Annotated in this window: 8 protein-coding genes and 1 pseudogene; 2 read left to right on the forward strand and 7 right to left on the reverse strand. The window is 72.6% G+C overall.

The window, feature by feature from the left end; translation table 11 throughout:
* Positions 1–6 precede the first annotated feature (6 nt).
* Positions 7–1,647: a succinic semialdehyde dehydrogenase gene (locus ABT186_RS36005; RefSeq protein ID WP_351928659.1), complete on the reverse strand. Its 1,641-nt coding sequence runs from the start codon at positions 1,645–1,647 to the stop codon at positions 7–9.
* Positions 1,648–1,762: 115 nt separating this feature from the next.
* Positions 1,763–1,960 (reverse strand): hypothetical protein, encoded by a 198-nt coding sequence (locus ABT186_RS36010; RefSeq protein ID WP_351928661.1) that lies wholly within the window; start codon positions 1,958–1,960, stop codon positions 1,763–1,765.
* On the opposite strand from ABT186_RS36010, the gene ABT186_RS36015 reads away from it, so the two are divergent.
* Positions 1,953–2,465, forward strand: a complete 513-nt coding sequence (locus ABT186_RS36015; RefSeq protein ID WP_351928663.1) for a hypothetical protein — start codon at positions 1,953–1,955, stop codon at positions 2,463–2,465. The genes ABT186_RS36010 and ABT186_RS36015 overlap by 8 nt on opposite strands.
* On the opposite strand, the gene ABT186_RS36020 is transcribed toward ABT186_RS36015, so the two are convergent.
* From ABT186_RS36020 to ABT186_RS36040, 5 genes are all read right to left on the reverse strand, one after another.
* Positions 2,401–4,056 (reverse strand): serine/threonine-protein kinase, encoded by a 1,656-nt coding sequence (locus ABT186_RS36020; protein ID WP_351928665.1) that lies wholly within the window; start codon positions 4,054–4,056, stop codon positions 2,401–2,403. The genes ABT186_RS36015 and ABT186_RS36020 overlap by 65 nt on opposite strands.
* A 92-nt stretch (positions 4,057–4,148) precedes the next feature.
* Positions 4,149–5,819 carry a serine/threonine-protein kinase gene (locus tag ABT186_RS36025; protein WP_351928667.1) on the reverse strand — a complete coding sequence of 557 codons (1,671 nt, stop codon included), beginning with the start codon at positions 5,817–5,819 and terminating at the stop codon, positions 4,149–4,151.
* Positions 5,820–5,960: 141 nt separating this feature from the next.
* Positions 5,961–7,571, reverse strand: coding sequence for a serine/threonine-protein kinase (locus tag ABT186_RS36030; protein WP_351222749.1), 1,611 nt, complete (start codon positions 7,569–7,571; stop codon positions 5,961–5,963).
* Between the two features lie 211 nt (positions 7,572–7,782).
* Positions 7,783–10,389, reverse strand: a complete 2,607-nt coding sequence (locus ABT186_RS36035; protein WP_351928669.1) for a serine/threonine kinase C-terminal domain-containing protein — start codon at positions 10,387–10,389, stop codon at positions 7,783–7,785.
* Positions 10,390–10,559: 170 nt separating this feature from the next.
* Positions 10,560–11,312, reverse strand: coding sequence for a serine/threonine kinase C-terminal domain-containing protein (locus ABT186_RS36040; protein WP_351928671.1), 753 nt, complete (start codon positions 11,310–11,312; stop codon positions 10,560–10,562).
* On the opposite strand from ABT186_RS36040, the pseudogene ABT186_RS36045 reads away from it, so the two are divergent.
* Positions 11,284–11,657: pseudogene (locus ABT186_RS36045) on the forward strand (hypothetical protein); the annotation flags it as partial. The gene ABT186_RS36040 and the pseudogene ABT186_RS36045 overlap by 29 nt on opposite strands.

Below are 11,657 nucleotides of genomic sequence, written 5' to 3' on the forward strand. Positions count from 1 at the left end.
GATGCTCTAGCGCAGCCTCAGTACCTTCATCACCCTCAGGCTGCGGCTCATGAACGCCGCGTACTTCTCGTCGTCCATGCCCAGCGACGGGGCCATCGGCAGCAGTCGCTGGTGGGCGACGGTCTGGGCCTCGGTGTACTTGAGGATGCCCTCGGAGCCGTGGCGGCGGCCGAGGCCGGAGTCCTTCATGCCGCCCATCGGGGACTGGACGCTGCCGTAGGCGGACGCGTAACCCTCGTTGACGTTGACCGTGCCGGTGCGCAGGCGGGCCGCGACCTGACGGCCGCGTCGGCCGTCCTTCGTCCAGACCGAGGAATTCAGGCCGTACGCCGTGGAGTTGGCGTGCTCGACCGCCTCGTCCTCCGTCTTGAAACGGTAGATCGACACGACCGGGCCGAAGGTCTCCTCCGCGCACACCGACATCGGCGCCTCGACGCCGTCGAGGATGGTGGGCTCGTAGAAGTACGGGCCGATGTCCGGGCGGGCGACTCCGCCGGCCAGTACCTTCGCGCCCTTGGAGACGGCCTCCTCGACATGCCGGCTCACGGTCTCCAACTGCCGCTCGCCGACCAGCGAGCCCATGTCGGCGCCGTACGCGAGGGACGTACCGAGCCGCATCGCCTTGGTGCGGGCGACGAACCGCTCCAGGAAGGCGTCGGCGATCGACTCGTGGACGTACAACCGTTCGATGGAGATGCAGAGTTGGCCCGCGGACGAGAAGCAGGCCCGCACGGCGCCGACGGCCGCCTTCTCGATGTCGGCGTCCGCCAGGACCAGCATGGCGTTCTTGCCGCCGAGTTCGAGCGAGACGCCCACGAGCCGGGCGGCGGCGCCCTGCGCGACCTCGCGGCCGGTGCGGGTGGAGCCGGTGAAGGAGACGTAGTCGGCGTGCTTGACGACCTCCGGGCCCACGACCGGGCCGTCGCCGATGACGACCTGGAAGACCTCGGCGGGCAGCCCGGCCTCGATCAGCAGGTCGCGCGCCCACAGCGCGGTCAGACATGTCTCCGTGTCCGGCTTCATCACCACGGCGTTGCCCGCGACGAAGGCGGGCAACGCGTCGCCGACCGACAGTTCCAGAGGGTAGTTCCAGGGGGCGATCTGACCGACGACACCGCGCGGGTGGCGCAGTTCGGTGACGCGCGTGAGCGTCGGTACGGCACCCGTGTGCCGCTTCGGCTTCAGATACGAGGACGCCTTGCGGCCGTAGTGCCGGGCCGCGACGGCGACGGCCTGCACCTCCTCGTGGGCATGGAGGCGGGCCTTGCCGGTCTCCAGCTGGATGAGGTCGAGGACCTCGGCCTGGCGGGCGAGCACCAGATCGTGGAAGCGCAGCAGGACGGCGGCGCGCTGCCGTATGGGCGTGGCGGCCCAGGCCGGCTGGGCCCTGCGAGCCCGCGCGAACGCCTCCGCGACGTCCTCGGGCGTGGACTCTGGCAGGTCGGCCAGCTTCTCGCCGGTGAACGGCGTGTGGTTGGCAGTGCGGCCGGAACCGACCACGCCCTTGGTGAGCTGGGCGACCAGCTCCGGCGTGACCACGTCGACGGCGGTGCGGGTGCCGGCAGGGGCGGGCGCCAGGGGGTTGGTGCCGACCGTGCCCGTACCGGTCTTGTCTGTGGCCTTCTCCGGGGCCTGCGAGTCCGTCATGAGGCGCAGGGTATGCCGGGACGGACCGTTTGGGTACCCGTCGGTAACGGGCCTTCACCGGGCGTCCACATCGCGCCAGTGACCGCTGGCAGCAAATGCACTGATCAGCGAGTTGTCAGGAGCCCAGCATGGCTGTGCCGACTTTCAGACGCTCCCGGGCTCCATTGAACAGGGCTGTTCCCCGCTCCTCGTCCGGTGTGCCCTTGGGCATGTCCACGCGCAGCGCGTAGTACTCCCGCGCGGCGGTGACGATCAGCAGCTGCATGACCCGGTAACGCTGCCCCTGCGTCTGGTACGTGGTGTCGGTGGACACGGCCCGGGGCGCCCGCGCCCTCACCCGCTACACCACCGAGCCGCACGGCAACCACACCCTAGGCGTCGGTGAGAAGAAGCACCGTGTGCGGTCGCGGTTCACGTTCGGTGCCGTCCGCTGGAACGCCGGCTCCCCCGCCGAGCTGCAGGTCACCGGGCGGTGCTCGCTCGGCGCGTACCCGGTGGGCGCGCTCGGCGCGTACCCGGTGGGCGCGCTCGGCGCGTACCCGGTGGGCGCGCTCGGCGCGTACCCGGTGGGCGCGCTCGGCGCGTCCCTCACCGCGGACGGCGGTGCGACCGCCGTCCTCCCCGTCGTGCAGTCCCCGCACTCCGGCCTGTTCACCGTCCACGTGCCAGTCTCCGAGCTCGCCCCGGGCACCTGGAGCGGCGAACTCCGGCTCGGTGAGTGGACCGTCCCCTGCCGCCCTCCCCGGACGGCGGTCAGAGCGTGTCGATCTCCAGGTTCGCGATCGCCGTCCTCGCCACGTCGCGGCCGCGTTCCGTGAAGTCGCCCTTGCCCGGGTAGCCGACCGTGAGCTTGTACATGTTCCCCGCGGAGTTCTTGAAGTAGAAGATCTTCACCTCGCGGGGGCGCGGGTTCTGGCTGTCGTTGGTCGTGTAGACGACCGTGTTCTCGGCGGACTGCCTGCCGTGGTACGTGGTCTGCTCGGGGTCGGTCTTCGGGCCTTGGGGCATGCTCAGTTCGTAGGCGCCGCTGTCCTTGAACTCGCCGTTGTCGGCGTACATCTCGGCCGCGGACGAGTCCTTGATCCGATGGGAGGAGTCCTCGGACTTCTTCGCCAGATGCAGGTCGATCCAGATGCTGCCGCTCCAGTCGGTGTACGTCACCTGGTTCTTGTCGGTGGCGTCCTTCGCCGGCCTGCTCACCCGGTAGTCCGCCGGCACCGCCAGTGTGGCGCCCAGCGCCTTCTCCTGCCGCAGCTTCCAGCCGTCCGGCAGCGGACCCGCGAACGGGTCCGCGACGACCAGGTACACCGCCACCGCCGCAGCGACCACCCCGGCGCCGATCCCGAGCAGCGCCTTGTGGCCGAGGCGGATGCCCCTGCCGCCGGGGACGGCCGGTGGCACCGGCTGCGTCGGCTGCTGCGGTCGCGCCGCCTCCTCCAGCAGCCGGCGGACCTCGGGGGCATGCGGGCGGCGCGCCGGGTCCTTGTCCAGCAGGCCGTTGATGGCGTCGCCGAGCGGACCGCGGGCCGCGGCCGGAGCCGCCGGGGTGGAGTTGAGGACCGACTGGAGCGTGGCAGGGGTGTTGCTGCGGCGGAACGGCGAGACGCCCTCCGTCGCCGCGTACAGCACCACGCCCAGCGACCACAGGTCCGACGCCGGGCCGGGGCGCTGGCCCAGCACCCGTTCCGGCGCGATGTACTCGGGCGAGCCGACAATGCCGCCCGTGTCCGTCAGGTTCGTCTCGCCCTCGATCTGGGCGATGCCGAAGTCGGTGAGGACCACGCGGTCGTACCGGCCGAGCAGGACGTTGTCCGGCTTCACGTCGCGGTGCAGGATGCCCGCCGCGTGCGCGGCCTCCAGCGCGCCGAGGACCTCCAGGCCGACCCTCGCCGCCTCGCGGACCCCGAGCGTGCCCTCCTGGAGCACGTCGCCCAGGGAGCGGCCCTGCACCAGCTCCATCACGATCCACGGCCGGCCGTCCACGACCGCCACGTCGTGCACGTTCACGACCGCGGGGTGGTCGAGACGGGCAGCGGCCCGGGCCTCGCGGCGCATCCGCTCGAAGGCATTGGCCTGTTCACGCTCGGGAAGGTGGTCGGGGACACGGGGCTCCTTGACGGCGACCTCGCGGTCCACCGTCTCGTCCTTGGCCCGCCACACCGTGCCCATGCCACCATGGCCGAGCTTCGCGAGCAGCCGGTAGCGTCCGGCGATGAGCCGCCCGGCACCCGGGTCCCGTGGCGGCTCGGGCACGACCTGGGTGGGGGCGTTGTGCGGCTCGGGGCCCGTCTGTGCCGGCTGGGGCCGGGCGTACGGGTTTCCCGGGTACGGCACCGCCGGCTGCGGCGGTTGCAGCCCGAAACTCGTCGGCTCGTCGGACCGGTGAGGCCCTCCCCCGTAGTTGCTCATGCGTTCATGCTTAGCGCGCCGGGTGCTCCGTCAGCCACCCCCGTCCGGTTCCGGTCACAGACCCGTGACGCACCGCGCAACTTATCTCCCTTTTACGCCGGTACGAACGTGTCCACCGCCACGTCGAAGTACTCCTTTGCCTCCCGAATCTTGCCGACCGGCGCCGACACCCAGACGTCGTACATCCGGCCGCCCTGCTCCCAGCACAGGTCGTATGTGTGCCGGGGGCCCTCGGCCGCGGTGTAGCCGTTCCAGGAGAACTCCCAGAGCGCGGCAGGATTTCCGCCGTGCGAGGTCTCGGTGACCTGGCCGTCGTGGTAACCCGGGTTCGTGGACGGGCCGTCGGCGTCCGCGGCCCGCATCACCCCGATCGGGCCGCCCGGTTCGGGGTCCGCCATCTTGATGCCGATGCGGAAGGTCTGCCCCGGCGACAAGTAGAAGATCCGCTCACCCTGCGGACTGCGCGTGAAGCCGTCCGGCACGGCGAGCGTGAACCCGTCCGGGTCCCGCACCTGCCGGTACCCCGAGGGCGCCTTGTGGTCGGCTGCCGACGCCGACGCGGACACCGACGCCGGTGAGCGTGTCACGGTGACCGTGGGCGCGGGCGAGGGCCCTTGGGACGAGGGATGCGACGGACCGGCGCTCACCGACATGTGCGGCGGCCCCGAACTCGCGGGTGTGTTCCCGCCGCTGCCGCCGTCGTGCATCAGCAGCGCCGCCGCCGAGACGCCCGCGCCCGCCATGGCCGCGACCAGGGCGGCCGCCACGAGCACGCCGCGCGCGGACTGCTTCGCGTTCCGCGGCACATCGGTCGCCGGAGGTGTCGCGGCCTCGGGCACCTCCCGCACCGGCGGAAGCGGAGGCGGCGGCACCGCGCGCCGGGGCACATCCCGCTCCGTCGGTGTGTACGGCACCGGCACCCGCGGCGTCCGCCCCGTCTCCAGGAACTCCCGCAGCAGGCGCTCCGCCTCGGCCGCGTCGAGGCGCCGGTCGGGATCGCGCTCCAGCAGCCCCCGTACGACGGGCAGGATCGGCTGCGCCTGCGCGGGCGGACGGATCTCGTCGACGACCACCGCGTGCAGGATGCCGCCCAACGAGTCTCGGCGGAAGGGCGATTCCCCGCTCAGGGCGGCGCACAGCAGCGCGCCCAGCGACCACAGGTCGGACGCGGGCCCGGTTCGGTCGCCGGACATCCGCTCGGGTGCGGTGTACTCGGGCGAACCGACGAAGGAGCCGCTCTCGGTGAGCGTCGTGGCGCCCGCCACCTGCGCGATACCGAAGTCGGTGAGGACGACGCGGTCGGTGCCCGCCTCCATCAGGACGTTCGCGGGCTTGAGGTCGCGGTGCAGTACGCCCGCGCCGTGCGCGCGCCGCAGCGCGCCCAGCAGGGCGATGCCGATACGGGCGGCCTCGCGGGCGTCGACGGGGCCGTTTGTGCCGATGCGTTCGGCGAGTGAGCCGCCGTCGATCAACTCCATGACGATGTAAGGGCGTTCGTCGTGCTCCACGACGTCATGGACGACGATGATGTGCGGATGCCGCAGCTGGGCGACCGCGCGTGCCTCGCGCAGGGTGCGCTCGCGCTGGAGGCGGGCCTCCTCGGCGGAGAGCGAGGCGTCGAGGACGAGTTCCTTGACCGCCACCTGCCGGCCGAGCAGCTGGTCGGCCGCCCGCCAGACAACGCCCATGCCGCCCCGGCCGATCCGCTCCTCCAGCCGGTAGCGTCCCGCTATCACACGGACGTTCTCCCCCTCGGTCCCCATGAGCCCCATCATGCCGCACCGGAGGTCAACGCTCCGGGAGAGCGTCCCGACCGTGGCCGACAAGCGACGTACGAGGGCGTACGGGCGGGGTGCGGATGGCGTACGGGGGGCGTACGAGGGGGCGCGCCGGTGCCCGGTCCGTCAGCCGGACGGCGGACGCCACCCCCGCAGTACCGCGTTGAACTGTTCGTGGGTCGTCGTCCAGTCCGCCGCCGGGCCGGACATGTAGACGGCGTACTCGACGCCTTCGCGGGAGATGTACGTCTCCTCGATCGCGTGGCGCGGCCCCGGGAACGGCGTGTCCTTCGCCAGCGCGGTCCACGTGTACTCCCACAGGGAGCCCGGGCGGTCGCGGTAGATGTTCTTCTCCAGAGTCACCCGCTGGTAGTCGACCAGCCGCTGGAGCTGCTGCTCCAGGTCGATCTGGTGGTCGTACCCGGCGTCGAAGTCCGGTGAGGTGTCGATGGCTATGCGTATGAAGTGCTTTCCGCCGTCGGGCGTGTAGTCGGTCTGGTTCTCGTCGAACTTCTTGCGCTTCCACTGCTTGCCGGGCAGTGCGAGGCTGAAGCCCGCGGGATCCTTCACCCGCACCCAGCCGTCCGGGTCGGCACTCGTCGCCTGCTGCGTGCTGGAGGCGGACGGCGTGGCGGCGGACGATGTGTCGGCGGACGTAACGGTACTGCTGGTCAGGCCCTTGGCGTAGTACACGGCCGCCGCGCCCCCCGCTCCGACGACCGCTGCCAGCGCGAGGACGAGCGCGACCGTACGGCGCCGACGGCGCCTGCGCGGCGCGGGCGTCGCAGGGGGCTGGTGCAGGGTGCCGCCCGCCGTCTCCGGGGCATGGGCGTCCCGGGGGCGCGCCACGTGCGTGGTCGTGGTCCCGGTGCGGCTCAGGTCCACGTGCTGCGTCGGGACGTACTCCTGCGCCGCCTTCGGACGCCGTCCCTCCACGGCCTCGGCCAGCATCTGCTCCAGCTGCGCCGCGTCGGGCCGCTGCGCCGGGTCCTTGCGCAGCAGCGCCGTGATCACCGGCTCCAGCGCGCCCGCGAACCTGGGCGATGCCGGCTCCTCGTCGACCACGGCCTGCATGGTGGTCAGCGGTGAGGTCCGCCGGAACGGCGACCTGCCCTCCACCGCCGTGTACAGCGTGGCGCCGAGCGCCCACAAGTCGGAGGAGGGGCCCGGGTCATGACCGCGGACGCGCTCGGGCGCGAGGTAGTCGACGGACCCGACGATCTCTCCCGTACGCGTGATGGTCGTGTCGCCCTCGACCTGCGCGATCCCGAAGTCGGTGAGCAGCACACGCCCGTCGGCGGCGAGCAGGACGTTGCCGGGCTTCACGTCCCGGTGCAGAACACCCGCGGAGTGCGCGGCGCGCAGCGCGCGCAGCACCCACACCCCGATGCGCGCGGCCTCGACGGGGTCGACACGGCCGTGCTCCTTGACCGCGTCGGCCAGCGAGCCGCCCTCGACCAACTCCATGACGATCCACGGCCGGTTGTCGTGCTCCAGGACGTCGTGGACCGTGACCACGGCCGAGTGGTTGATGCGCGCGGCGGCTCGCGCCTCGGCATGGGTCCGGGCGAGGAGCACCGCGCGGTCACTCTCCGTGACGTAGAGTGCGGCCGTCAGCTCTTTGATGGCCACTGCCCGGTGCAGCACCTCGTCGTGGGCGCGCCACACCCGGCCCATGCCACCGCTGCCGATCGAGTCGACAAGCCGATAGCGGCCCGCGAGCAGCAGGCCTTGCATCTGATTCACGTTGCCCCGCAATGGTCTTGACGGAGGTCAGACTAAAGAGCACCCACCGCACAGGGAACCGGCGGGGTCATAACGGAGACCGTCCTGTGACGGTTCTCCCTTCCACGTACGGGATGGAACCACCGCACACTCAGCGCAATCGGACGTCGATGCACCCGGCCCCTCATGCTTACTGCGCGTGTCGACCGCTCGGAGCGACCGCTCAGCCGGTCGCCCGGTACGTCTGCTCCGCCTGCTCGTACAGCCGTGTCACCTCGTCCCGTTCGGCGTCCGGGCCGCGGACCTGCACCACGTGGTAGCGGCCGCCGACGAGGAGGGCGAGGTTGCGCACGAACAGCTCGCGCCCGTTCGCGTCCGTCCAGGTGAACTGCCCCTCGGCCATGGTGCGTCCGCCGACGTCGATGCGCCGCATCCCGCTGGAGGTGGCCCAGGACGAGTCGCGGAACGGCTGCAGTTCGGGCTCCGACTCCCGCTGGTACGTCAGCGGATCGCTGCCGTACCTGCTCGTGCCGTCCCGTCCGGGTACGACGATCAGCTCGAAGTCGCCCTGGGAGTAGACGACCTGACCGCTGCCGTTCTTCGGCGTACGGCTCCAGCCGTTCGCCACGGCGACGCGGAAGCCTTCGGGGTCCTGGCGCAGCGTGAAGCCCTGGGCGACCTCGGTGTCGCTGGTCTGCGTCTGCGGGGAACCGGCCGACTGCGAGGGACTCTTGGAGCCGCCCTGACCCGGCTGCTGGGTGCTGCCCGTACCGGTCCGTCGCGGGGCGGGGCTGACGTCTCCGGCGGCACCGGTGCGCTCACCCGCCGTACCGCTGCCGCTTCCGCTGCCGGTTCCGGCCTTCGGCATGAAAACCATGGCGTACGCGATCGCCGCGGCCAGCGCGAGCAGGATCAGCAGGAGCAGGGTGCGGCCGAGCCTGCGGGGCTTGTGCACCCGCTCGTCCTTGCCGCGCTTGTGGCGGGCGTGGGTGGTCGCGGGCAGCCCTGCGCGGCGCCGGCGGACCAGCTCACCGCGACGCCGTACGATCGGCAGCCGGCTGGGGTCGACGGGCGGTGCCGCGACGACGTGCGCGCCCGCCTCCGGCTCCGGCGCGGACCGTACGAGGGAGCGCAGCCAGCCGCGCAGCTCCTCGAAGTCCAGGCGCTCGGTCGGGTCCTGACGCAGCAGCGACTCCACGACCGGACGCAGCGGCCCGCACTCCTCGGCGAATGCGGGCGGTTCGGCACAGACGAGCTGGACGAGTTCGGCGGTGTTCTCCTCGGGGTAGGGCGCGTGCCCCTGCACGGCCCGGAAGAGCAGCGCGCCCAGCGCCCAGAGGTCGGTCGCGGGCCCGATCGGCGGGGCCAGCTGCCAGTTCTCGTGCACGGGCCCGGCCTGCTCGGGCGCCCACCGCTCGGTGACAGGCCCGACGACGGCCATCCTCGCCTGCCGCGCACGCTCGGCGGCGAGCGCGGTGCTGGGGCCGCGGTGGTTCCAGGGGGCGGTGGGGGTGGAGGGAGTGCCGCTGCCTGCGGGGACGGGGGCGCCATTTCCGTGCGGGCCGCTGCCGCCCGCGCCCTGGGGCTCGGGTGTGCCGCCGGGCAGTGCGGTGCGGTCCCGGCCGTCGGTGGCGGGCGCTGCCGGGCGTGGTACCGCGCCGTGCCAGGAGGTCGTACGGCCCACTCCGTACGGGTCGGCGATCTGCCCCGGCGGCGGGGTGCCGGGGAGGTGTTCCGCCCCCGGCCCGGGCGTCAGCGGCGGTGTCGTGACATCTGCGTCCGCTGGGCGGGGCGCGGGCAACGCAGCCCGGCCGCCACGCCGTTCCTCCTGCACCCGCGCCGCGGCCCGGGCCCCGGCCCGGTACGCCGCGATCGCCCCGGCGCGTGCCGCCCGCACGTCATCGGCCGACTCCAGCGCGCGGGGTGCCACGACGGGCACACCGCCACCGGGTGCACCGCCACCGCGTGCACCGCCGCCGGGTGCACCGCCGCCGGGAGGCGTGCCGTTCACCCGCGCCTCGATCGCGGCCCGCCGCGCGGCCTCGGGGTCCATGCCCTGCGCGGTCCCCCCGTACGAGCCGGCACCGGGCATGCCGCGACCTGGCCCCAGGAGACCGCCGGAGCCGCCGCCCGCTCCACCGGGCCTGCCGTCCCCGGCGACCGGTGCGTCCGCGCTCCGCTCGGGCGCACCGGGGCCCGTCTCGAACTCCCGAGCCGGAACCGGGTCATACCCGCACAGCGCCTCCTCGGCCGCCCCGGCCGCCAGGCCCGTCAGCATCACACGGCCGTCGTCGCAGATGAGTACCGTGCGCGCGGTGATGTTGCGGTGCACCCAGCCGTGGGCGTGCAGCACGCGCAGCGCCATGAGGACGTCGGAGGCGACCTCGGCCGCTCGGTAGGGCGTCAGGGGCTGGTCCGCGAGCAGCGCGGCCAGCGGCCGTGCGGCCACCAGTTCGCTGACTATCCACAGCGAGCCGCCCTCGGCGAACACATCGAAGACCTGGTCCAGCCGCGGGTGGTCGGGGATCTGCGCGGCGGCCTGCGCGGCCTCGATCGCGCGCCGTACGGCAGGGTCGGTGGGCCGGCGGGTGGCCGTCGGCCGGGCGGAGGCGCCGCGGGCCCGGCCGTCCCGTGGCACGAACCCCTCGGGCAGTCCGTCCGCGTCGAGCACCTCCGCCTCGACGACCTCGGGCAGCGGCACCTGCCGTACGAGGACTTCCTGCCCGCTGTAACTGTCGAAGGCCCGGGTCTCGGCGAACTCGTACTCGTCGGAGGGCGGCAGCGGCAGGCGGTAGCGGTCGGCGAGTACCCGTCCCGCATAGTCGTCCACGATGCCTCCCCCGGCCGCCCGGTTGGTCAATTCCGTTCGCGTTGCGCCCCGTTCCGGCTGCGTACGGTCCGCAATCCCTCACGATACGTGCCGGGGGCAACCTGCATCCCTGGGATGTCATATCTCCCCGGTACACGACGGCACGGAACGTCAGTTCGCCACGCGGTACGTCACGACTTCGGCTGGAAGGTCTGGGTCAGCGTGTTCCAGGTGTTCTTGCGCAGATCGCCGTCCCAGTCGGCCGCCTTCGCCGTGTACATCAGCCCGTAGCCCTGATGCGAGTTGACCCGGAATCCGCGGTCGATCACCTGGTATGTCGTACCGCCGTCGACATAGGTGAACTGCCAGTCGGCCGTGTTCCAGCCACGGAAATCCACCTTCGCGATGCTGATCCGCTTGTACTGGGAGCGCGTCATATAGCGCTCCTGGTTGTTCCAGTCCGCCACGGGGTCGCTCGGCGGTGAGGACGTCCAGCCGATGAGCAGCTTCTGCCCGTCGGGGCCGGTGAAACGGTCGCCCGCGGCGTCCGACGACTGGTATTTCCAGCCCGCGGGCAGCCCGATCGAATACCCCTGACTGCCCTTGTACGTCGTCGCCGCACCGGCGCCGCCCGACGAACCGGACGCCGCATTGGCACTCGCACTCGCACTCGCCGCCGAACCGGCCCCGGTGTTCTCCTGGTCCGACCCGGTCGTCGTCGAGCCACTCGATCTGCCGTTGTCCGTACGTGTACCGCCGCCGCTTCCGTTGCCCTTGCTCCCGCTCCCGGCAGTCGCACTGCTCGAGGCGGTGGCCTTGGAACCGCCCTTCTTGTTGTCCCCGGAGCCGTTGTCGCCGCCACCGAGGGTGAGCGCGAGCACCGTCCCGAGCACGGCGAGCACCACGACGACGGCGATGATCACCAGCGTCCGCTTCGGCACCACGTCGGTGAGCGGCGCCCGGGGCGGCGTCGCCGGCCGAGGCGGCCGGTCCGGGTCCGGCACGATGGGCCATCCCGAACTCGGCTTCGCAGAACCGGAGTTCGATCCGACGGCAGCCGTGGTGTCCCGCGTTCCCGCAGAGGTGGCCCCCGAACGTCCGGCTCCGGAGCCACCTGCCGCGTCGGACTCACGGGCCGCGGGCGCGTCGACGCTCGCAGACGCCGTGTCCACGCTCACGGACGCCGCGTCTTCGGACGCCTCGGGGGCGGCGGGCGCCGACGTCCTGGCGCGCGCGGCCGTCGCGGCGGCGGCGGCGGTGGCCGCACCCGCGGACGTCGCGGCCTTGCG

It is taken from the genome of Streptomyces sp. NPDC001634 (assembly GCF_040298185.1).
Taxonomy (GTDB): domain Bacteria; phylum Actinomycetota; class Actinomycetes; order Streptomycetales; family Streptomycetaceae; genus Streptomyces.